Consider the following 24,601-nt stretch of genomic DNA (forward strand, 5'->3'; position numbering starts at 1 on the left):
AGGTAATCCTGACGGCTTTTTTACTATACACCTTTCATTTGTTGATAACATGATGTATAGAGCATAGTTTGTTTATGTAGTTGAAGGTATTATATAGTTGGTTTTGCTCCCTTGATGACTTAATAGGCATTGGTAAAACCAGCTATATAATACTTTGGCTAAGAAATGTGTGATAGATAGACACTTATTCCATATAGCCAGCAATAAACAATGGAGTGAGGAAAGTAGTAAAGGAATACGATAATAAAGAGGTGCACTTATGGACATACAAACAATTTTAATTCCTATAGGCGGAGCCCTTATTGGATATTCAACCAATTGGTTAGCCATTAAAATGCTTTTTAGGCCCTATACAGAAAAAAGATTTTTAGGTATGAAAGTAGCTTTTACACCAGGTCTTATACCAAAGGAGCGTAAACGTGTTGCTAGTTCCATTGGTGAAGTAATCGAAGATTATTTACTTACAGATCATGTCATACTTGATGAATTATCCAAGGAATCCACAAAAGACCACCTTCTTGGTTTTGTTAATAAAAATATCTATAATGAAGCTGGAAATATTCACTTACAGCGCATTTTTGGTTCAAAAGAGAATGGACCCATGTTACATAAGTTGGAAGGTCTTTTAACCGATAAAATGCTTGAACTCTTACAAGATGAGCCAACAAAATCCATGTTAGTGAAAGCTCTCGTTAAACAAATATGTGAAGGTTTAACAGCTGTAAAAGCAAAAGAAATCATATCTGAAGTGAGCTTTAACGAAAAAGTTCAAGGACTTATAAGAAATGAGTCGTTACAACAAGTTATCCAAAACTATCTAGCACAAGTGTTAAGCCCAGATCGCACAGTAAGCGATATGGTGGATGAAGATGTTATTCATCACTTAAAAGAAGTCATTTTATACCACATTGAGCATATGATGGATTCAGTCCATGTGGTTTTTGAAAATGAACAGGTAAAAGATAAAGTTGTTGATCTGATAGATGGGACCATTAAAGAAAAAGTAGGTGCTCTAGGTGCCATGTTTGTTAATGCTGAGAGCATATATCAGACCATTGCTGAGAAATCTAAAGAGAAACTGCAAGAAGAGGATGTACGATTAGGTATATGTCAATTCGTTAGTCAAAAAATTGATTATATGTTGAATAAACCCATCGATGATATATTACCTCATGATTCAAGACACCAATTAATGGTGGCTCTTGCAAGCTATATACCTCAGGCTATAACCCAGATGAATCTGTATGAAGCAATCAATGTATGGGATAAGGCTTTATATCATCTTATAGATGATGCCATGGATGGCCAGTTAGAGGATAAATTATATACGGCTTTATCAACTAGGTATAAGACCGTATTAGAGGATTCCCAAACAAAAGACATGTTGTCCCATATGGTCACTGAATTCTTAGATAAATCTTTATCCAGTGAGATAGTTATTAATGAAGTAGATAAAAAACAAATGGATGGATTTATTTTATCTAAATATGGAAGATTCTTAGAGAATCATATGATGACATTGATCCAAGACGTTAGATTGTCTAAAATTATTGAGAAACAACTAAATTCATTTGATCTTAAGATGTTAGAGGATATCATTCTTACCATCGCTAAGAAAGAATTGAGTGCTATTACTTGGTTAGGCGGCGTTCTTGGTTTTCTGATCGGCTTATTTACGTTAGTTTTCTAATTTTGTTTTGCTATTTTGGTTGACTTTTACTAAGCCTAGCGTTATACTATTTACAGTGATAATCATTATCATTAGAGGTGATAAAAATGACATTGGATCAGGCAGTGAACAGCGAAACATTTATTGTAAAAGACATTGATCAGAATTCTAAGATGAAGAAACGACTTCAAGATATGGGACTAACTAAAGGTGCAAGAATTAAGGTAATATCCAATAATACAGGTGGTTCCTTTATTCTGAATGTAAGAGGGTCTCGTGTTGCATTAGGCAAGGCAATAACCGAGCATATTCAGGTTGAATGTTTACACGACAGGGTTCTTGGTCTTAAAACGGTCGTACAAGCAGGCTAAAAAATCAATAGCGTTTAAAGGTATATCGTTCTAAGTCATTAGAAAAGAAGATATATCTTTTTATAAGAATAGGGAAGGGCGAAAACGAACTTTCCTATTACTGTGTAAAAATAAAATGATTTCATTACATATTTCAAGGAAAAGAAGTAGAACTTTTTTATGTCAAGAAAGGGACAGCATATGAGTGGAAATATGAAGGTAGCCTTCATTGGTAACCCCAATTGTGGTAAAACCACCTTATTCAATGCTTATACAGGAGCAAAGCATAAGGTCGGTAATTGGCCAGGAGTGACTGTGGAGAAAAAGGAAGGCACAATTGTATATAAAGGGCACAAAATGACATTAGTGGATTTACCGGGTGTTTATAGCTTATCACCCTATAGTATGGAAGAAATCTTAACCAGAGAGTATATCATTGACGCATCACCAGATGTGGTGGTTAATATTATAGATGCTTCTAATCTAGAGAGAAACCTCTACCTAACACTGCAACTCATTGAGTTAGGCAAGCCGGTCATCCTTGCACTTAATATGATGGATGTTGCCAAAAATCGAGGATTAATCATCCACATTGATCAATTAAAGGAAGCATTGAACCTGCCTGTCATTGAAGTCATTGCTACAAAAAAGGTTGGCATGGATGATTTGTTACAAGAAATCTTGGAAACTGTAAGGCAAGAAAGCTATGACCCTATTCAAGTGAATTATGGTGAAGAAATTGAAATGGAGATTAGTAAGTTAACGACCCAACTAGGTAATAAACTTCTAAAACAAGATACTTTAAGATGGCACGCTATTAAGCTTCTTGAGCGGGATCAAGAAATCTATAAGAAATTGAACGTTCAGGTTATTGGCCATTATGAAGAAGATATAGCTAAAGGGAAATATGATTACATCAGTGGATTTATTCATCAAGTCATTGAACATACAGCAGACAATGACGAAACAGCTTCTGACCGGGTGGACAAGGTTATAACCAATCGCTTTGCAGGATTACCAATTTTTATGGCCATGATGTTAGCTGTATTTGCTTTTACCTTCAAGGTTGGTAATTATTTAGCTGGTCTACTGGACATTGTTTTTGGTGCATTTGGCGATCTGGTTAGTCAACTGTTAGTGGGTATCGATGCTGCCCAATGGTTAAGCTCATTAATTGTTGATGGTATCATTGGTGGTGTAGGCGGTATTCTCATCTTTTTACCGAATATCGCTTGTTTGTTTACGGCAATATCTATATTAGAAGATAGTGGCTACATGGCGCGTGTTGCCCTTATTATGGATAAATTTATGCGTAAGTTAGGTCTAAGCGGTAAAGCTTTTATTCCAATGATTCTTGGATTCGGATGTTCTGTACCTGCAATCATGACGGCTAGGACCCTTGAAGATGAGCGGGACCGTTTAATTGCTATATTAATTACACCATTTATGTCATGTAGTGCAAGATTACCCATATATATCTTATTTTCAAGAATTTTTTTCCCGGGAAATGAAGTACTTATCGCTTTTTCTTTATACCTTTTAGGCGTTGTGATAGCTATACTTGTTGCACTTATATTTAAGAAAACCTTATCAAAAGGGGAAACCGCTCCATTAATTTTGGAATTACCAGCTTATAAAAAACCATCACCTTTAACCATAGCGATCTATGTATGGGAAAAAGTAAAAGGTTATATGATTAAAGCAGGAACCGTGATTTTTGTTGCGTCCATTATCATATGGTTTATTCTTGCGTTTAACTTATCAGGCAAGACAGATATAACCCATAGTATTGGCGCATCCATAGGTCAGTTTATTTCACCCATTTTTGTCCCATTAGGGTTTGGCAATTGGCAAGCATCCTTATCTCTAATTGCCGGTATCATGGGAAAAGAGATTGTCGTCAGCACCATGTCTGTTATATATGGCATTGGTGATTTGATGGGTGATGGTGATACAACACAGTTTATGGCACAGTTGGTTGCAGCAGGCTTTACACAACTAAGTGCATATGCTTTTATGGTGTTTTCATTACTCTATACACCATGTGTAGCGGCACTTGGTGTGATTAAAAAAGAAACGAATAGCTGGAAATGGATGATTTTTTCATTTGTTTATCAGTTAGCAGTAGCTTGGTTAGTGGCTATGGTTGTTTATCAGATTGGAAGGTTATTTGTATAGTCAGTAATCATATGGCATAGATTAAGGTCTTTTGTCATGGATTTACTATGACAATCGGATGTTTAATTAAACCATATATGGTCGTAATAGATGCACGTTACATTTGTTGCTCCTATGTTTAAGGGTAGAACAAATTGATAAGGTCATTTTACGACTTTATATGGTTTTTAAGTTCTTTCGTATACAAAGTACAACCTTTTGTTGTGTATTTAAGAGGATTTTGGACTTTTATGGAGTATATATTAAGTAAGAAGGATAATTGTTGTCATAGAAATATGGACAAAATTTTAAGATAGAAAGGGGAATCGGAATGAAGGAATGTTTAAGAACCATACAAGAAGAGTGGGAAGATAAGATGTTAAGTCAATATGCAATGCGAAGTAGTCAATCGAGAGGCAGAGAGCATAGCGAAGCACCATGTGATATTCGTTCAGCTTATCAACGGGATAGAGACCGTATCATTCACTCCAAAGCATTTCGTAGACTGAAGCATAAAACCCAGGTTTTTATATCCCCTGAAGGTGACCATTATCGAACAAGGTTAACCCATACCCTAGAAGTTGCTCAGATAGCCAGAACCATAGCACGCGCGCTGAGGTTGAATGAAGATTTAACGGAAGCCATCGCCTTGGGACATGACTTAGGCCATACACCCTTTGGTCATGCAGGTGAATATGCACTTAACAAGGTGTGTACCCTTGGGTTTAAACATAATGAGCAGAGCATTCGAATCGTAGAGAAGTTGGAACGAAAAGGTAAAGGACTCAATCTGACTTGGGAAGTAAAAGATGGTATCATGAATCATCCCACATCAGGAAAACCCAGTACCTTAGAAGGGCAAATTGTAAGATTGTCAGATAAAATTGCATATATTAACCATGATATTGATGACGCTATTCGGGCAAAAATATTATGTGAGGATGATTTACCAAGGGAGTACATTCTTCAATTAGGGGAAAACTCAAGAGCAAGAATCAATAATATGATTCATGATATTGTAAGAAATAGTATGGATCAAAACCATATTAAGATGAGTGACCATATGTATGATGCCATGAGTATGCTTCGACAATTCATGTTTGAACATGTATATATAGGGTCTAAAGCAAAAGAACATGAAGCAAAAGCGTATTATATGTTAGAACAATTATATGTTTATTTTTTAGACCATCAAGATGCTATGCCTGAGGAGTATCAAGAGAAGATTACTGGAGAAGCAGCATCAGAAACCCCAGAAAGAGTTGTTTGTGATTATGTAGCAGGTATGACAGATCGGTATTCTATTATGCAATTTACCAAATTATTTATACCAGCAGCATGGAAAGAATAAGGAAAAAGAAATTAAAAATTGTAAAAAGTGCAACTATTAAAGCACACAGAGCCTATTATTATAATAGTTTTTTGTGCAAATTACTGATGAATGGTCTGAAATTCATGGATTATTTGATGTTTTTAACAAAGTTAAATTTCATGAAAGGAATATATAAAAGTATGTCGAAAAATATTAGGGTATGCAAAAATTAAAGAACCTTTTATAAAGCATCAGACCTAAAGGAGTTCGGGTTAGACGAATGTATTATCCAGAAGAGTTAATAGAGGAGATTAGAGTTCAAAATGATATCATAGACGTTATAGGGTCTCATGTGCAACTGACAAAAAAAGGCAGTCGTCATTTTGGGTTATGTCCATTTCATAATGAAAAAACACCATCTTTTTCTGTCAGCGACGATAAACAGATGTATTATTGTTTTGGTTGCGGCGCAGGGGGAAATGTGTATACCTTCGTTATGGAATACGAGAATTTTACATTTACAGAGGCTGTTAAGTATTTAGCTGATAAGGTACATATAACCTTGCCAACAGTTGAATTATCCGATGATATGAAAAAGCAGATGGACCTGAAACATCAATTAATTGATATTAATAAGGCAGCTGCAAGGTATTTCTACTACCAATTGCAAACAGAACAAGGAAAAGCTGCTTTAAAATACCTTGAAAAAAGAGGAATTACAGCGGACATACAGAAAAAGTTTGGCCTTGGTTATGCCAATATCTTTCGGAATGATCTTTACCGTTACTTGAGTGAGAAATACGATCAAAAAGTGTTGAGCCAATCGGGATTAATTATACCTGAAAAAAAGAAGCCGGGGGAATTTTTTGATCGGTTTTGGAACCGTGTGATGTATCCAATATTTGATGTGCATAATCGTGTGATTGGTTTTGGTGGACGGGTCCTTGGTGACGCATCACCTAAGTATTTGAATTCTCCAGAGACAAAATTATTTGATAAAAGACGGCACCTCTACGGTTTGAATTTAGCACGTATCGCTAGAAAAGATTGTATCATTATTGTTGAAGGTTATATGGATGTTATTGCATTATACCAGGCAGGTATAACCCATGTTGTGGCTTCACTAGGCACGGCTTTTACCATTGAGCAGGCATCCTTGTTAAAGCGATACACCAATCAAGTGATTATTGCTTATGATAGTGACGCAGCAGGCGTTAAAGCAGCTCTTCGGGCAATACCATTATTAAAAGCCCAAGATATGTCGGTACGTGTTCTAAGAATCGATGACTATAAAGATCCTGATGAATACATTAAGCATAAAGGTAGCGAAGCTTTTGTCAAACTCTTAGAAAAGGCAACACCTAGTTTTATGTTTCAGGTTGAAGAGATTGCAGGCAAGTATAATCTTGATGACCCGGATAATAGGACGAGCTTTCAAAAAGATGTAGCACTTAAAATACTTGAGCTTGAAAGCGAAATTGAACGCGATAATTATCTAGAAGCGATTGCCAAAAAATATAATACCAACCAGCAACATCTTGAAAGTTTGGTTGCTGAGACTGGTAAAAATACGGGCATCGTGTCTTCTAGAAATAAAATAAAAAATACTATCAATGAGAAGCAAAAGAGAAAGAAACAGTCAGAAGATGGAATAATATTAGCACAAAAGAATATATTAACTTTAGTTGCAAATAATTATGATATGTATAAGATTGTTAAGAAATATCTGGATATATCCGATTTTCTTGATGATATCTATAGAAAAGTTGCTGAGGAAATCTATGGTGCTTATGAAAGTCATGAAAAAATAGAACAAGCAGCTTTAATTAACAAATTTATGGAGCTTGAACACCAAACAAAAGTAGCAAGTTTGTTTAATGCAAAAGTATCTTTTGATAACAATATACAATTAGAAAAAATCTTAAATGATAGTATAAAGCTTATAAAATCTGCAAACATTGACGCCAAATCACGTGTAGTGGGTGATATTAGTGCATTACAAAAACTTATTTTAGCCAAAAGAGAATTACAAGGGTTGCATATTTCTCTTAAGGATGGTTAGACTAGTAAACACAAGGAAAGGGTGGATCCTGCGTTATGGCAAACGAAGAGAATTACAGTAAGTTTGAAGAAAAAGTGAAAGCCTTAATTGACATGGCCAAGAAAAAGAAAAATGTTCTTGAATATAAAGAGATTGAAGCACATTTTGGTGAGCTTGTTAATGATGCTGATAAAATAGAAATCGTTTATGATATATTAGAGAAATCTGGCATAGATGTACTAGGTCTTATAGAAGAAGATGAGGAGCCTGTAAAAGAGCTTGATTTATCCCTTCCAGAAGGGCTTAACATTGATGATCCAGTAAGGATGTACTTAAAAGAAATAGGTAAAGTACCCTTATTATCAGCAGAAGAAGAAGTTGACCTAGCCATGAGAATGGAAGATGGTGATCAAGAGGCCAAGAAAAAGTTAGCAGAAGCCAACCTAAGACTTGTTGTGAGTATTGCAAAGCGTTACGTAGGCCGAGGCATGTTATTCCTAGACCTTATTCAAGAAGGTAATCTTGGTTTAATTAAAGCCGTGGAAAAATTTGATTATAGAAAAGGGTATAAGTTCAGTACTTATGCTACTTGGTGGATTAGACAAGCCATTACAAGAGCCATTGCAGACCAAGCACGTACCATTCGTATTCCTGTGCACATGGTGGAAACCATTAACAAGCTTATTCGGGTATCAAGACAGCTGCTTCAAGAGTTAGGTAGAGAACCAGCTCCAGAAGAAATAGCTGAAGAACTGGATATGCCAGTGGATAAAGTAAGAGAAATCCTTAAAATATCTCAAGAGCCAGTGTCTTTAGAAACACCTATTGGTGAGGAAGAAGATAGCCATTTAGGGGATTTTATACAAGATGAAAATGTACCCATTCCAGCAGATGCTGCTGCATTTACATTGTTAAAAGAACAATTGGTGGATGTACTTGATACATTAACAGACAGAGAACAAAGAGTCCTTCGGTTAAGATTTGGTCTTGACGATGGAAGAGCTCGCACACTAGAAGAAGTGGGTAAAGTCTTCAATGTGACAAGAGAGAGAATAAGACAGATTGAAGCAAAAGCCCTTAGAAAACTTCGGCATCCAAGTAGAAGCCGCAAGTTAAAAGATTATTTAGAGTAAAAGCCAGTCACCACCTAAGTATTGGATACTTACGTGGTGATTTTTATGATGGTATAGGCAATTTAGATCAGTAGAAGGAGATATCATGGAGTTATCAAATCGATTAAAGGCCATTAGTGATTGTGTAAAAAATGATGCAGTTATAGCAGATATAGGGACAGATCATGGGTACATTCCTATCTATTTAGCAAAAGAAGGAAAGATTAAGTATGCCTTAGCCTGTGATGTGAATAAAGGACCCCTTCATAAAGCTAAAACTAACATCAACCATTATGGTGTAGAGGATGTTGTCGAGACAAGGTTATCGGATGGACTAGAGAAGCTTAAGAAAAACGAAGTGGACACGGTTATTATAGCTGGCATGGGAGGTTTGCTGATAGAAAAGATTATGGATAAAGGTCGGGATGTACTGGCCACCATTGACGAGTTAATCGTATCACCTCACTCAGATGTGGATATTGTGCGAAGAAAACTACATACCCTAGGTTATAAAATTCTTGATGAGAAGTTAATCCAAGATGAGGGAAAGTATTACACGATTATTCATGCTGCTCATGGCGTGGACAAAAAATACGATACAATTCATTACAAATATGGTAAACTATTGATAGAGTCCCAATCACCACTTTTGAAAAACATGTTAGAGAATAAAGTCCAAAAATATCAAGAGGTTATGCGGCAATTGGCATTACAAGATACAGAGAGGTCTGTAGCTAGAAGTAAAGTCATACAAGAGGAGTTAGAAGAGATAAGAGAGGTGTTGGCATGTCTGTAATTTGTCAAGATATCGTTGAAAAATTAAATGAATTAGCACCTGCTAAGTTAGCAGAATCATGGGATAATGTAGGTTTCTTAATAGGAGATAAAGATGCAGAGGTTAACAAGGTGCTCGTAGCGTTGGATGCCACCTATGCAGTTGTTCAAGAAGCCATAGCAAAGCAAGTGGATATGGTCATTACGCATCATCCCATGATTATGCAGGGAATGAAGCATATTAATAAGTCCACTATAGCAGGAGAGAAGGTTATGGGTCTTATTGAGCATCACATAAGTTTATATGCAGCTCACACAAATCTAGATGGTGCTAAAGAAGGTTTGTCCACGTATTTAGGGCATCAATTAGCACTAAAAAATAGCGACACACTCAGTCCAATTACAGAAGAATGTGGCACAGGTCTCATTGGTTACTTAGAACCTATGACCTTGGGTGAGTTGTGCCAATATATTAAGGATAAGCTGCAGCTCACCAGTGTACGTCTTGTTGGTAATCCTCAGCGTGTTGTTGAGCGCGTTGCTGTTAGCCCAGGCAGTTCAATGGATTTTGCATCACTGGCACATGCAGCAGGAGCCGAAGTTTTTATAACTGGGGATGTCAAATATCATGCAGCACAGGCATATCGTGAAATGGGTATGGCTTTAATTGATGCAGGACATTATGGTACCGAACATATCGTGGTACATCTATTAAGGGATTTAATCATGAAGTGGTTTGGTGAGCTAGAAGTGATCATAGCAGATGAGGACACGGACCCCTTCTTAATGCTTTAATGATTAACTTGTTCAAAATGGGTATCATGATATCACTTAATTAACCATAGGATGTAAGTAGACGCTGTTCAAAAAAAGCGTGTTGGTCCACCATTGCAGTTATGGAAAATGTAGATGATGATACATTTAAATATTAAAAAAGGGGGTAAAAAATATGAATCAATATGTAGAAATTATATTGCCAGATGGAAGAAATGAAAAGGTTGAAAAGGGAATAACCCTATTGGAACTTAGTAAGCGTTATCAGAATGAATTTAATGCGCCCATTGTTTTAGCTCTTATGGATAATAAATTAAAAGAGTTACGAAGTCACGTTAATGAAGATTGCAAGTTGGAATTTCTGGATGTAACCAATAGAGATGGGTATCGGGCTTATCTAAGAAGCGTATCCTTCCTTATGATAAAAGCCATATATGATGTGTTAGGTAGAGAAACAGGAACCAAGGTAGTTATTCATCATTCCTTAAGTCGAGGTTTTTACTGCGAGATAAAAGGTCATCAGGTATCCGATGCCATATTAGAACAGGTCAAACATAAGATGCGTGAGATGGTGGAGCAAGATATCTTAATTCAAAAACGTACCGTTAGTTTGAATAAAGCACTAAAATTATTCAAAGAAAATAAGATGGAAGATAAAGTACGGTTATTTAATTACCGTCGTGTTTCTAATGTTAATCTGTATCGGTTAGATGATTTTGAAGATTATTTTTATGGTTACATGGTACCCAGTACTGGCTGCTTGCAGCATTTTGATCTATTACAATATGACAAAGGTTTTATTTTACAGTTCCAAAATCGTCAAGACCCCAAGGCGGTGGCCCCCTTTATTAATCATGAAAAACTTTTTAAAACCCTGAAAGAATCTTCTGACTGGGGTGAAATCATGGACGTTGGAACCGTTGGTGCGCTTAATAATAAAATAGCACAAGGTAAAATTAATGAACTTATCCTTATTGCTGAAGCACTCCAAGAGAAAAAAATTGCAGCCATAGCGGATACAATTATGCAAGATATTGCACATAAAAAAATTATATTTGTTGCTGGACCATCTTCATCAGGAAAAACAACATTTGCTCATCGGTTATCCATTCAGCTCAAGGCTCAGGGTCTAAAACCCCATGCCATTTCCGTTGATAATTACTTCGTTAATCGTGAATTAACACCAAGAGATGCTGACGGTAACTATGATTTTGAAACATTAGATGCATTAGATGTGAAACAATTTAATGAAGATATGATGAAATTATTAGATGGGCAAGAAGTGGAGTTGCCTGATTTTAATTTTAAGGTTGGAAAACGGGAATACAATGGTAAGTTTCTTCAACTGGAAAAAAGTGACATCTTGGTGGTAGAAGGTATTCACTGTCTGAATGATAAACTATCCATGGGTATTCCAAGGGATAACATGTTTAAGATATACATTAGTGCGTTGACACAGCTTAATATTGATGATCATAATCGTATTCCTACAACAGATGCACGACTCCTTAGACGTATTGTGCGGGATAATACGTATCGAGGTGCCGATGCTGCTAAAACCATTGCCATGTGGCCATCTGTAAGAAAAGGAGAAGAACTCTACATCTTCCCTTATCAAGAACAAGCGGATGTGATGTTCAATTCTGCCTTAATCTATGAATTAGCTGTACTAAAGCAATATGCTGAGCCGCTGCTCTTTAGTATTCCAAAAGATCAGCCAGAATACATCGAAGCAAAACGCCTCATTAAATTTCTAGATTATTTCTTAGGTGTTAGCAGCGAAAAAATTCCTTACAATTCGCTCATTAGGGAATTTGTGGGTGGAAGTTGTTTTAGATAATATTTAAATGAATAGAAACTGTCTCATAATAGCGTATATCGAACAATTGGAAGCCATGATAAGTGGTTCATGATCCATGTGTTCTCTAATTAGGATATAAGCTTGAAGGAGACAGTTTTATTAATGCGCTATTATATCGGCGTTCATTTGATTGCTATCAAAATATTTTCGTAACTTTATATCTAAGTTTATGGGCATATCCATATGCTCATACATGGTATTTATTAATGCATAAGCCTCTCGTAGCTTAGCTTCAGAAGTTAAGCGGTCTATTTGTTTAACCAAGGACATCTTTATTTGTTCTTTTTTACGCAAGGCTTTTTGATAATGTTCATGGTCTTCTTGTATAATTAAATGATAAAAACGATAACTTTTAATGTAGGCTTGTTTCTCATAATAATTGGTTGCGATTGTATAATTTTCCTTCGATGTTTTTAACTGTTTTAGGGTATCATAGAGACAAGATATGGTATGCGCTTCTTTCTCGGCGGGCGATAGATAGTTTGTATAGAATTTTTGACATGATTGATAAGAACCAGTACCGGTGGCATAGTGATCCACTAACAACTGAAAAAGCATGGTTTTATCTATCGTTTGTTTGTTTTCTACATACCTTGACAGCATCATCACGGTAATAAAAAGGGTGATGGATAACACAAAAAAGAGGATGTACTTCTTCACCGTACTCAGTCCTTTACAAGCCTTTTGTTAATGACTTAAACTTATTATGTGAAGAAATATCAATAAAAGTCCTAAAAAAATGCCCATAAATGGATGAATCAGGTAGTTCATCATCACGTAAACATAAAAAATCACAATAAAAGCACGTGTTTATGCATGCTTTCATTGTGCTTATAGGAAAGTCCTTACGCTATAGACGTCAGTTATTTAAGCTTTACGGGTATGGGAGGGAAGTGAATAATGATTTCACTGCCAACTTCCAATTTACTTCTTACTTTTATTTTGCCTTGATGGCCGACAATGATAATTTTAGCAATGGATAATCCAAGGCCATGACCACCTGTTTCACGGGTTCTGGATTTATCTGAACGGTAAAATCGATTAAAAATATTACCCAGATCTTCACGGCTAATACCAATACCTGTATCTTTTATGGAAATAACAATGTTATCGTTATCTTTGAAACACTTAATAACGATTTTACCTGAAGGCGGTGTGTACTTAATAGCGTTATCCACAAAGATACGAATAGCTTGTTTAATACGGTTTCGGTCTCCATATATCACCAGATTTGGTGATATATTATGTTCAAGAATGTGTTTTTTATCAATAATGGCCGTTTCTTTTATCACCTCATTGAGCAATTCATCAATATAAAAGTTTTCACGATTATATTTTAATGTTTGATTATCATGCCGTGCTAAAAACAACAAGTTTTCAACTAAATCTTTCATGTTATTGGCTTCATTTTTAATGGCTTCAATGGATTCATCCAATATAGCCTCGTCCTTTTTTCCCCATCTTTGCAGCATACTGGCATAACCATCAATGATCGATATGGGTGTTCGAAGCTCATGGGATACATCCGAAACAAAACGCTTTTGCTTGGTATAATCAATTTTTAAATTATCAAGCATTTTATTGAGGGTATAAGCCATATCCTTTAATTCGTATTTTGCTTCACTGATATTTAAACGTGCATCCAGGTTATAGATGGAAATCTCTTTTGCTGTTTTTGTCATGGTATAGATGGGTTTGAGGACTTTCTTGCTTTTTAAAGAACCAAAAATCCATATCACCATCAAGCCAAATAATTCAGCACCCCCAACAATGAGAAGCAGTAAATAACCTTTTTCTAAATAATCATAGAGATTGAAATAATAATATATTTTATACTGGTGATTATTAATGAACAGCATACTTATATAAGGAATTTTACGATAGGTTGGTATGAACTCAAAGAATTCAACCATTGTAAAAGGAAAACCTAAAAAATCATTATACTTATTATCCATATAAACAATATCATTATTTAACTCTGTGATAAAAATATCCGCATTCCGATAATAGCCAATTTTAGATAGGATATCGTTGAATTCAGCATCCGTGGAACACGTTTTAATTAATTGGATGTCATTATGCACTTCACTGGGCATAAAAACTTCATATTCCAAATAGTAATACCCAGATAATACAATAATGATGGTAAAAATACCTGTGACGATATAGAGAAGAACAAAATTAAATGTTATTTTTCTTTTTATGGATGTTCGTAATTTTAAAAAATGCCGATTAATGCCACGGAATAAGCCAAATGGCAATGATAATAGTCTTATAATTCCTCTAATCAATACATTATTTCTCATCTTTTATAACGTAGCCAACCCCCCTTACTGTATGGATCATATTGATGCTAAACCTCTGATCAATTTTGCCTCGTAAGTAACGGATATACACATCAATGATATTCGTATCACCGTAATACTCAAAGCCCCATACTTTTTCAAGGATATTTTCACGGCTAAGGACAATGTTTCGATTTTCCAACAGATATACCAGTAATTCAAATTCTTTTTTAGTGAGAATAACTTCTTCATGATCGATCATGATCTGACGCTGGTCTTTATTAAGGGTTAGATTCTTATAGGAAAGGGTGTTGCTTTCAGTCACTTTTTTACTGACTTCTCGTTTAAGAGCAACCCGTGTTCGTGCTAATAATTCTTCGATAGCAAATGGCTTCGTCAAGTAGTCATCAGCACCCATATCAAGTCCCATGACTTTGTCTGATACGTCGTCTTTGGCGGTTAACATGATGATGGGCACATTGGAAGACTGTCGTATGCGTCGACATACCTCTATACCACTTAATATGGGTAACATCAAATCTAAGACGATAAGATCCACGTCAGGCTGCAAACCCTTGTCAAGTCCTTCTCGTCCATTAGTGGCTATATCCACTTCATAACCTTCATATTTTAGTTCAAGCTCTAAGAATCTAGCAATCTTAGCTTCATCCTCAACAATTAATATTTTTTGTGCCATACTATCTTCACCTCTTTAGTTTTCAACGAAAATTTCATTATAGTCATCTTCTTCAATGACTTCTAGTGTCGTCGTTATATCATCATTCTGTTTTGACTTGGTTTTGGGCTTGATGACCTCTTCTTTGATTGGGTTTTCTGCTTTATCTTTCTTATGAATGGACACTTTGCAATCGGTAAGAATAATAATCAATAAGAGTATTATCATTTCTACATATTTAAGATCTTCAAAGACAATAAAGAAAAATACGATGAGTATAATAGGCAGATTAATTAAGGTTTCACCTTTTCGCGTTAAAACCAATTGATAGTATACCAAATTAAGTATTAACTTGTTGATATTCGTGATTACCTTCTTAAAAAAACTATTTTCTTTTTTCTCCAAGTATCGGATAGCTCGGTTGATGTCACCTTTTGATTTTATTAAGGCTTTTTCTGCCTCAGCATAGCTAACGTTGACACGTTGTAAGATAATTTCAATATCACTATCTTTTATAACCATGCTATACCTCCTCGTAAATATTTCATTCTATAGTGGTATTATAAAAAAGAATTCTTATGGTAGCTTTAATAGATAATTAGAATTCAATTAATTTGACTAGTAAATCCTATATGCAGTGGATATAATCTGTATATATTGCGTTATGTCTTATTATAAATCAAATGCCATAAAAAAGATAGCGTTTGTTTGCTTATGTGATGGTGAACCATTTTTTTGAATTTGACAAAGCGGTATTAAAGTGATATGATAGCTTTCTGATATGAGTAAGCTAAATGGTCGCGCATACAAAACTGAAAAGTTGTATGTGAGGAAAGTCCGAGCTCCATAGGGTAGGATGCCAGATAACGTCTGGTGGAGGCGACTCCAAGGACAGTGCAACAGAAATAAACCGCCAAGTTTTCTTGGTAAGGATGGAAAGGCGAGGTAAGAGCTCACCGCCCTTTTGGCAACAAAAGGGGCACATGTAAACCCCATCCGGAGCAAAACCGCATAGGAGAGCAATTAGCGGTAACCCGTCGCGCTCTCGGGTAGGTTGCTAGAGCTTACTGGTGACAGTAAGTCGAGATAGATGACCATTCAAGACAGAACTCGGCTCATCGGCTTGCTCATTTATTCAGATTGAATCATGTATGTTAGGTAGACAGCATCTTAAGGGATGGTGTCTTTTTTAATATACTTTTTGGTAATATTTATGTTAAATAAGTATTTATAATTATTAATAACTTATTAAATAATATGTTTATTGTGTTAAGTCACTTGTTAGTGGGCAGCATAGTATCTATAATAGTTACAGGGGTAAGGATTATGACATGCATAACACATAGATGATGACCTTATGGGTGCATGCCATATGTACATGGAGCTATGGGAATAAAAGCAGATGAGGAAGTGAAGTTGAATGGGGAAAAAGTTGTACATAGCAGGTATAGTTATATATTTAATGATGATATTAACAGCCTGTAATCTCAACACGAAAGCAAAAAATAGTGACCAACAGCAGATATTTAAGTTTAAATCCAGTATTGAACAGTATGCCAATGGTAAGATAAGTTATGAAGATAGTTTTAAGTTTTCTGAGGGCTTAGTGGACGACGTTATTCGTGACTTCATGGTTAAATTAAAGGCTCTTCAATCGTCTAAGGAGCATTATACCAAGGGTACTAAGGCCTATGAGGCGGGTCGTGCTATAGAAAGTTATAAACTGCTAAAACAGGTAATCCAAGAAGATGTGGAAAATTATGCCAGTGCTATCAGAACAATGAAAGCTATTGAAGATCATTATCTGGATACGGCTAATCAGATGGCTAAAGGGCATTTTTATGATGAGGCTAGTACGTTGTTAGGGGCTTTAGTGGATGTATCTGTGAATAGTCAACTGATAGAAACGAAGACGGCTATTGATAATAAAAATAAAGAGATGGTCTTGTATACGGGCGATGTACGACACATATTCTTTCACTCACTTATTGCTTTTACGGAGTTGGCTTTTGACGGTGATTATATGGAAGAAGGTTATAATTATTGGATGACCACCGTTGATGAATTTAAGAAAATGCTTGATGAGATGTATAAAAGAGATTTTATGTTAGTGGATATTCACTTACTGTATGATATAGAAGTCGTTGATGGAAAACGTACATTAAAGAAGAAAGATATTTATTTGCCAAAAGGTAAGAAACCGTTAATCCTATCCCTTGACGATTTAAACTACTATGATTATATGGAAAATGATGGTTTTGCTGACCGATTGGTTCTTCATAATGGTGAAGTTGCAACAGATACAAAGCTGCCAGATGGCAAGCATCTTATTGCTAGGGATCATGATTGCGTGCCTATATTAGATGTATTTGTAGAAGAACACCCGGATTTTTCTTATCGAGGTGCCAAAGGTATCATTGGTGTGACAGGCTATGAAGGCATACTTGGGTACCGTACGGACGATGCCAGTTCACCCACTTACCAACAAGACATAGCAGATGTCAAAGGCATTGTAAAAAGGCTTAAAGAAACTGGATGGCACTTTGCTTCACACAGTTATGGGCATATTAACGTGGAAAAACAATCATTAAAACGTGTGAAGAAAGACTCCAATCAATGGGATGAAGAAGTAGGTTCACTAGTTGGTGATACAAACCTCTATATCTATCCTTATGGAGCAGCAGTTCAAGGTCATGATGAAAAATTCACAGAATTACAGAAGTATGGATTTGATATTTTCTTTGGTGTGTGCGCTTATACCTCCTTGCGTTTTGATTCTGGCGCTATGCTCATGGACCGATGTAACCTAGACGGTTATCGCATGTCAAAGGCGCCTTATCAACTTGTTGATTTATTTGAGGTGGAAGATGTTTATGATACCAGACGGCCACCCTTTCACTGATTGTTGGCGAGAACCCATTGTAAAACATAAGCAATGAGGTTCTTTTTTTGTCTATAAAACATCATTCAATGTATTCAAAAAGAAGATAAAAGATTCTCTTGGAAAATGCCTAATTATGTATTATAATGATTATATACAACATCATACATATCGTAATCTTTGTGTTGATTTTATGTAATTCATATCCACTCTATCTAGTCTCTATGTAGAAAACAATGTACAAATGTCAATAAACGTTACATCTACATTTTGATAAACAATCTATAGCAATCATGGCATAATAAAAGCTTGTTGTTTCTAACCAAAAAACTTATCGTTACTTTTCAAATATACTGTAAGGGACAATCGTCCTGTACATGACTTATAAGTACTTCATAGGACAGGGTATACACACCAAGATCATTCATAAGCTATTCATAATTAAACGGGGTATGGAATACCAATGAAATAAGGAGTTATTTTCCTTAGGTATTCACATAGAGCAATGAGTTAAAACTTTATCATTTGCATAAGGTTTATTTCTGATTGCCAAAAAAATAACTTAGGGGTGTGATTTATGGAGGAAGTTATTGGTTATTTGAAAAAAAGGAATCAACTGGTATACGACATTAATTGTATTAAGAAGTACATTGAAGGAGGAGATTATGACAAAAGCCTAAAAAGAGCATGGGAAAGGTACAAACAAGAACTCATACATATTAACAACCAGATTGACCAAATCCGTGAACCACAGCTAAAGGCTTTTGAAGAAGAAAAAGATAAGATTGTATCAGCCATCCAAGAACATGAACGGGAAATTAAGCTGCTTAAAAAGCAACTAAAAGAATTAGATCGTCTCATTGTTAAATTACAAACAACAGAGTGTTTACCACTAGCATAAGTAGAAGGATTAACAATCATTATAAGGAAGGTTTTAAGGGTTTTATCCATTAGAAGAAAGTATTATTGAACAGTGAGCGTTTATATGTTGAATTAATGTTATCCTTAATTCAACATATTTACCTTTAATATCAACGCACTCTGAAGTGGTGAGATTATAATGTGCCTTTATGCTGTCACATATGTTCCTAAGCACAATGACCCAAAGCATTGATAGTTTTCATAAACTACAAAGATGTTGGGAAAAGATGGATTACAAGATTATCCTAAGAGAAAATTCTATAGTAAGGAGAGTAGATATGGAAAAGTTAAAAAATTGTCAATGTAAAGATATGAGCGAAGAAGAAAAAGTTGCGATGATTGAATCGTTCATCCAAGACTATAAGGAAAAAGAAGGCTCATTAATACAAGTTTTACATATTGCCCAAACAGTCTATGGTCATTTACCCATTCATATTCAAAAACGCATTGCAGATGGATTAGACAAGCCTCTATCAGAGGTGTCAGGTGTTGTCAGCTTCTATTCTTTCTTTTCCACTGTGCCAAGAGGTGATTATACCATTCGCGTCTGTCTAGGAACAGCTTGCTATGTAAGAGGTGGGAAGAAAATTCTAGATAAGTTGGTAGAACTTTTAGACATTGGTGTAGGTGAAACAACAGAAGATAAGAAATTCACATTAGAAGTAATGCGCTGTATAGGTGCGTGTGGATTAGCACCAGCTATTTCCATTAACGATACAGTCTATAAACAAGTCAATCCTGATAAACTTAGTGAAATATTACAGAAATATGAGTAGAGGGAGATGAGGTCATGACAAAGATAATGAATCGAACTGATTTAGAGCAAATTAAACAAAGTTATTTAGAAATGGAAAAAGGATACAAATATCAACTCCATGTATGTTTTGGGGCAGGTTGTATATCCTCTAATTGTAAAGAAGTAAAAGATGCGTTAGTAGAAGCCCTAAAAAAACATGATTTTGACGAACAGGTTCTAGTTCATGAAACAGGTTGTATTGGCGCATGTGATCTTGGTCCATCACTGCTCATAGAGCCTGGTAATACGTATTATATTAAATTGGAACCAGAAGATATGGAAACGATCGTTATGGAACATATCATTGGTGGTAAGATTGTTCAAGAAAAATGTTATTTTAATAAAGATACCAACCAGTATATACATAAAATGAATAAAATTCCTTTCTTCGAAAAGCAAAAAAAGATTGTATTAGCCAACTGTGGTGAGATTGATTTTAGTTCCATTGATGCTTACATTGCCCGAGGGGGTTATGTTGCTATGGAGAATGTACTAAAAGACATGCATCCAAAAGAAGTCTATCAAGAAGTGAAAGATTCAGGGCTTCGAGGACGAGGCGGCGGTGGCTTCTTAACAGGTCTTAAGTGGGAATTTGCAGCACGGTCTAAGTCCGATGTTAAATATGTCATCTGTAATGCAGATGAAGGTGATCCTGGTGCATTTATGGACCGTAGTTTATTAGAAGGTGACCCCCATGCTGTGATAGAAGGTATGGTCATTGCTGGTTATGCTATTGGTGCCAGTAAAGGTTATGTGTATGTACGGGCTGAGTATCCTATTGCTGTAGAACGACTCGATGCAGCTATTGAAAAAGCAAGAGCTTACGGTCTATTAGCAGAAGATATTATGGGTAGTGGTTTCTCCTTTGATATTGAAATTAGAATAGGTGCGGGAGCATTTGTATGTGGTGAAGAAACAGCTCTTATGAATTCCATTGAGGGACGAAGAGGTGAACCTAGACAAAAGCCACCGTTCCCATCAGATAAAGGTTTATTTAATCAGCCATCCATTATTAATAATGTGGAGACATTTGGTAATATACCCCCTATTATGCGCCATGGGGCTAAATGGTTTACAGGATTTGGCACTGAAAAAAGTACGGGTACCAAAGTATTTGCACTAGCTGGTGCAATTAATAACACCGGTATTGTTGAAGTTCCCATGGGTATTACCTTGGGAGACATTGTATACGATATAGGTGGCGGTGTTAAAAACGATAAGAAATTTAAAGCAGCACAAACAGGTGGTCCTTCTGGCGGATGTTTGACCAGTAGCTGTCTGAATACGCCAGTGGATTATGACTCCTTGAAAACCAAAGGCGCCATTATGGGTTCCGGTGGACTCATTGTCATGGATGAAGACAATTGTATGGTAGATGTGGCAAGATTCTTTATGGAGTTTGTTCAAGAAGAATCCTGTGGTAAATGTGTACCATGCCGTCTAGGAACAAAACGTATGTTAGAGATTCTGGAACGTATAACAAAAGGTGAAGGTGAAGAAGGAGATATTGAAAAACTCATAGAGCTAGGGGAATCAATCAAGGAAACAGCTCTCTGTGGTCTTGGTCAAACAGCACCTAACCCTGTACTCAGTACCATTAGAGAATTCAGAGAAGAATACGAAGAACATATAAGGGACAAAAAATGTCGCGCTGGGGTATGTGCAGACTTATTTATATCCCCATGTCAGAATGCATGTCCAGCTGGTGTGAATGTACCCGGTTATATCAGTCTAATATCGGCAAATCGTGTGAGAGATGCCTATAACCTTATACGAAAAGATAACCCATTCCCAGCAGTATGCGGTCGTGTATGTACCCATCCTTGTGAAGAGAAATGTCGACGTACACAACTGGATGAATCACTGGCTATTCGGGATCTTAAGCGTTACATAGCCGATTCCATCTTGCAATCAGATGAGCCCTTTAATGATTTGAAATTCCCAGCCAAGGGCAAATCCATTGGTATTATTGGGGCAGGTCCATCAGGGTTAACATGTGGTTACTACTTAGCCCGTTTAGGCTATGATGTAACAGTATATGAGGCACTTAGTACAGCCGGCGGTATACTACGCTATGGTATTCCAGAGTACCGATTACCTCGTGATTTATTACAAAAAGAAATCAGAAGCATTGAGCAAGCTGGGGTAAAAATTGTTTTGAACACAGAAGTAGGTATTGATGTGGCATTTGAGAAGCTGAAAGAAGATCATGATGCTATTTATGTAGCAACAGGCACACAATTCTCCAACAAGATCAATGTAAAAGGTGAAGAGCTAAAAGGTGTTTACCATGGTCTTGATTTCTTAAAAGATATTAACAAAGGTATTGAAGTGACGTTAGGTAAGAAAGTTGCCGTTATCGGCGGTGGTAATACAGCAATAGATGCAGCACGTGTGGCTGTTCGCCTTGGTTCACCAGAGGTACATATCCTCTATCGTAGAAATATTGAAGATATGCCAGCAGAAGAACGTGAGATTGAAGAAGCTCTTGAAGAAGGTATTGTTATTCATACTTTGGTTACACCCATTGAAATCTTAGGTGATGCTAAAATTGAAAGCATACGTTTAGCAAGGCTAGAACCAGGCAAATTCGATACGTCTGGTAGAAGAAGACCACAGGTTATTGAAGGTTCTACTTTTGATATGGATTTTGATATGGTTATTCCAGCAGTAAGTCAGCATTCTGATTTGCCATTTATTAAAAAAGATGAAGTGGAAATGACCAAGTGGGGTACCTTCGTTGTGGATGATAAGAGTAAAATGACCAATATCGATGGCGTATTTGCTGGAGGAGATGTTGTTAGAGGGCCAGATACCGTTATATGGGCTATTGCAGATGGTAAAGATGCAGCCATTGCTATGGATAAATATTTAGGTGGAGACGGCGTTCTGAATACCGGTGAAGACATTGAAATACCAAAACCCGATTCAGATGCTCAGGTGGCAGAGCACATGCGGTTTGAGATGGATTGTGTCTGTCCTGAAGACCGAAAAGATAACTTTAATGAAATCTCCAAAGGATTCCATCGTTTGAACGCTATCGCAGAATCCATGAGATGTCTAAGATGTGACAAAAGATAGGAGGATTAGATAATGGTGAAAATAACGATTAACAATAAACAATTAGAAGTTCCTAGTGACGTTACGATATTACAAGCAGCCAAGATGCATGGCATTTTGATTCCTAATTTTTGTTTCTTAGAAGGTGTCCATAAAAATGGTTCCTGTCGTATATGTTCTGTAGAAGTAGAAGGAGCAAAATCTCTACAAGCTGCTTGTATGACCAACGTAACAGATGGTATGGTAGTCCATACCAATACCAAGAAAGTACGACAAGCAAGGAAGATTATCTATGAACTGATGTTATCCAATCATCCAAAAGATTGTTTGAGCTGCGACCGTAACAGGCATTGCGAATTCCAAGAATTAGGTGAAGTGATTGGTGTATCAGAAAACCCTTATGAAGGGGATATGTCCATCCAATATGTAGATGATAACAACCCTTCTATTGTAAGAGATTTATCAAAATGCGTGTTATGCAGGCGATGTGTCACCATGTGTAATGAAGTTCAGGGGGTAGGTATCTTAAATAATCAAAATCGAGGATTTGATACCTTTGTAGGACCCAGTGAAGGCTTTGACTTAGATGGTATTAATTGTTCTTACTGCGGTCAATGTACAACAGTATGTCCAGTTGATGCATTAAGTGAACGGGATTCCATTAATGACGTATGGCGTATGCTCCATGAAGAGGGAAAACGTGTCATTGTCCAGACGGCGCCAGCAGTACGTGCTGCATTAGGTGAAGAGTTTGGTTATGCACCTGGCACACTGGTAACAGGCAAGATGGCTGCAGCCCTTCGTGAGTTAGGTTTCCACGATATATTCGATACGAATTTTGCAGCGGACTTGACCATCATTGAAGAAGGCAACGAATTCTTACAACGTCTAACGAAGGCTGTACAGCATGAGGAAGTGTCACTGCCTATGATTACAAGTTGTAGTCCTGGTTGGATTAAGTATATAGAGAATCGTTTCCCAGAGCAATTGGATCATTTATCAAGCTGTAAATCTCCTCATATGATGTTAGGAGCTCTTGCAAAATCATTCTATGCAGAGAAAATCGGTGTTGATCCAAAAGATATCTACGTGGTATCCATTATGCCATGTACAGCTAAGAAGTATGAGATTACCCGACCTGAAATGAAAGATGATGTGGATGCTGTACTTACCACAAGAGAACTTGGTAAGATGATTAAAGAAGCAGGTATTGATTTTAGAAACCTTGAAGACGGTGAATTTGATAAGCCTTTTGGCATCTCAACAGGTGCGGCTGATATCTTTGGTACAACAGGTGGTGTCATGGAAGCCGCTATCCGTACAGTATTTGAAATCATTACAGGCACAGAATTACCCTTTGAAAATCTACATGTTAAGCCCATTATGGGTCTATCCTCCATCAAAGAGGGTGAATTATTTATAGAGAAAGCCACCGATGATTACAAGGCTTTTGAAGGTCAAACAGTGAAAGTAGCTGTAGCAAGCGGCTTAACATCTGCTCGGTTACTGCTGCAGCAAATAGAAGATGGTGTATCCCCTTATCATTTTATTGAAATTATGGCCTGTCCAGGTGGATGCATTAGTGGTGGGGGCCAACCAAGACCTACCAATGCAGAGATTAGAGAGAAGCGTATGGAAGCTATCTATCGCGAAGATGAAGGCAAAGAGCTTAGAAAATCCCATGATAATCCAGCCATTCTTAAACTGTACGAAGATTTCTTGGGTGAGCCTCTTGGACATAAGTCCCATGAGTTGCTGCATACCCATTATGTGAAACGTGGGGTATATAATGAACTGACATAGTTAAAGGTAGATAGACTAGAGTAGGAGAATAATTTGTTCTCCTACTTTTTTTATCTTACAAGAAAGTTCTCTCAAGTTAGCATATGAAAAACAAGCGTTTTCTTATGTGTCAAGGATACTTTTTTAACA

18 protein-coding genes and 1 other RNA gene are annotated in these 24,601 nt (G+C 36.5%); 15 read left to right on the forward strand and 4 right to left on the reverse strand.

The window, feature by feature from the left end:
• Window positions 1–259: 259 nt before the first annotated feature.
• The 9 genes from HZI73_RS11200 to HZI73_RS11240 all read left to right on the forward strand — a co-directional run bounded on the left by HZI73_RS11200 (window position 260) and on the right by HZI73_RS11240 (window position 12,029).
• The gene (locus HZI73_RS11200; RefSeq protein ID WP_212698314.1) at window positions 260–1,690 is read left to right on the forward strand and encodes a DUF445 family protein; all 1,431 of its coding nucleotides are present in this window, start codon (window positions 260–262) and stop codon (window positions 1,688–1,690) included.
• An 86-nt stretch (window positions 1,691–1,776) separates the two neighbouring features.
• Window positions 1,777–2,040 (forward strand): FeoA family protein, encoded by a 264-nt coding sequence (locus HZI73_RS11205; RefSeq protein WP_212698315.1) that lies wholly within the window; start codon window positions 1,777–1,779, stop codon window positions 2,038–2,040.
• 180 nt (window positions 2,041–2,220) lie between these two features.
• Window positions 2,221–4,197: a ferrous iron transport protein B gene (gene feoB / locus HZI73_RS11210; RefSeq protein WP_212698316.1), complete on the forward strand. Its 1,977-nt coding sequence runs from the start codon at window positions 2,221–2,223 to the stop codon at window positions 4,195–4,197.
• 304 nt (window positions 4,198–4,501) lie between these two features.
• Window positions 4,502–5,527, forward strand: a complete 1,026-nt coding sequence (locus HZI73_RS11215) for a deoxyguanosinetriphosphate triphosphohydrolase (RefSeq protein WP_212698768.1) — start codon at window positions 4,502–4,504, stop codon at window positions 5,525–5,527.
• 241 nt (window positions 5,528–5,768) lie between these two features.
• Window positions 5,769–7,550: a DNA primase gene (gene dnaG / locus HZI73_RS11220; RefSeq protein ID WP_212698317.1), complete on the forward strand. Its 1,782-nt coding sequence runs from the start codon at window positions 5,769–5,771 to the stop codon at window positions 7,548–7,550.
• A 35-nt stretch (window positions 7,551–7,585) separates the two neighbouring features.
• A complete protein-coding gene (gene rpoD, locus HZI73_RS11225; RefSeq protein WP_212698318.1) occupies window positions 7,586–8,662 on the forward strand; it encodes an RNA polymerase sigma factor RpoD in 1,077 nt (358 codons plus the stop codon).
• Between the two features lie 85 nt (window positions 8,663–8,747).
• Entirely contained in the window at window positions 8,748–9,437 is a 690-nt protein-coding gene (locus tag HZI73_RS11230) for a tRNA (adenine(22)-N(1))-methyltransferase (protein WP_212698319.1), read from the forward strand.
• Window positions 9,428–10,210, forward strand: coding sequence for a Nif3-like dinuclear metal center hexameric protein (locus tag HZI73_RS11235; RefSeq protein WP_212698320.1), 783 nt, complete (start codon window positions 9,428–9,430; stop codon window positions 10,208–10,210). Before HZI73_RS11230 ends, HZI73_RS11235 begins: the two co-directional genes overlap by 10 nt.
• Before the next feature lie 154 nt (window positions 10,211–10,364).
• The gene (locus HZI73_RS11240; RefSeq protein WP_212698321.1) at window positions 10,365–12,029 is read left to right on the forward strand and encodes a nucleoside kinase; all 1,665 of its coding nucleotides are present in this window, start codon (window positions 10,365–10,367) and stop codon (window positions 12,027–12,029) included.
• Window positions 12,030–12,149: 120 nt separating this feature from the next.
• Here the strand turns inward: HZI73_RS11240 and HZI73_RS11245 are convergent, their stop codons facing one another.
• The 4 genes from HZI73_RS11245 to HZI73_RS11260 all read right to left on the reverse strand — a co-directional run bounded on the left by HZI73_RS11245 (window position 12,150) and on the right by HZI73_RS11260 (window position 15,533).
• A complete protein-coding gene (locus HZI73_RS11245) occupies window positions 12,150–12,710 on the reverse strand; it encodes a hypothetical protein (RefSeq protein WP_212698322.1) in 561 nt (186 codons plus the stop codon).
• 203 nt (window positions 12,711–12,913) lie between these two features.
• On the reverse strand, window positions 12,914–14,356 hold the full coding sequence (locus tag HZI73_RS11250) for a sensor histidine kinase (RefSeq protein ID WP_212698323.1): 1,443 nt from the start codon (window positions 14,354–14,356) through the stop codon (window positions 12,914–12,916).
• Window positions 14,346–15,032: a response regulator transcription factor gene (locus HZI73_RS11255; protein ID WP_212698324.1), complete on the reverse strand. Its 687-nt coding sequence runs from the start codon at window positions 15,030–15,032 to the stop codon at window positions 14,346–14,348. Before HZI73_RS11255 ends, HZI73_RS11250 begins: the two co-directional genes overlap by 11 nt.
• Before the next feature lie 15 nt (window positions 15,033–15,047).
• Window positions 15,048–15,533, reverse strand: coding sequence for a hypothetical protein (locus tag HZI73_RS11260; RefSeq protein ID WP_212698325.1), 486 nt, complete (start codon window positions 15,531–15,533; stop codon window positions 15,048–15,050).
• Window positions 15,534–15,793: 260 nt separating this feature from the next.
• Between HZI73_RS11260 and rnpB the strand changes: the two genes are divergently transcribed.
• The 6 genes from rnpB (at window position 15,794) to HZI73_RS11290 (ending at window position 24,472) form a co-directional block, all read left to right on the forward strand.
• An RNA gene (gene rnpB / locus HZI73_RS11265) (RNase P RNA component class A) lies at window positions 15,794–16,145 on the forward strand.
• 286 nt (window positions 16,146–16,431) lie between these two features.
• The gene (locus HZI73_RS11270; RefSeq protein WP_212698326.1) at window positions 16,432–17,913 is read left to right on the forward strand and encodes a polysaccharide deacetylase family protein; all 1,482 of its coding nucleotides are present in this window, start codon (window positions 16,432–16,434) and stop codon (window positions 17,911–17,913) included.
• Window positions 17,914–18,469: 556 nt separating this feature from the next.
• On the forward strand, window positions 18,470–18,793 hold the full coding sequence (locus HZI73_RS11275; RefSeq protein WP_212698327.1) for a hypothetical protein: 324 nt from the start codon (window positions 18,470–18,472) through the stop codon (window positions 18,791–18,793).
• 298 nt (window positions 18,794–19,091) lie between these two features.
• A complete protein-coding gene (locus HZI73_RS11280; RefSeq protein WP_212698328.1) occupies window positions 19,092–19,589 on the forward strand; it encodes an NADH-quinone oxidoreductase subunit NuoE family protein in 498 nt (165 codons plus the stop codon).
• 71 nt (window positions 19,590–19,660) lie between these two features.
• Window positions 19,661–22,690, forward strand: a complete 3,030-nt coding sequence (nuoF, locus tag HZI73_RS11285; protein ID WP_334300233.1) for an NADH-quinone oxidoreductase subunit NuoF — start codon at window positions 19,661–19,663, stop codon at window positions 22,688–22,690.
• Between the two features lie 12 nt (window positions 22,691–22,702).
• The gene (locus HZI73_RS11290) at window positions 22,703–24,472 is read left to right on the forward strand and encodes an NADH-dependent [FeFe] hydrogenase, group A6 (protein ID WP_212698330.1); all 1,770 of its coding nucleotides are present in this window, start codon (window positions 22,703–22,705) and stop codon (window positions 24,470–24,472) included.
• Window positions 24,473–24,601 lie beyond the last annotated feature (129 nt).

This window comes from Vallitalea pronyensis (genome assembly GCF_018141445.1).
Classification (GTDB): domain Bacteria; phylum Bacillota; class Clostridia; order Lachnospirales; family Vallitaleaceae; genus Vallitalea; species Vallitalea pronyensis.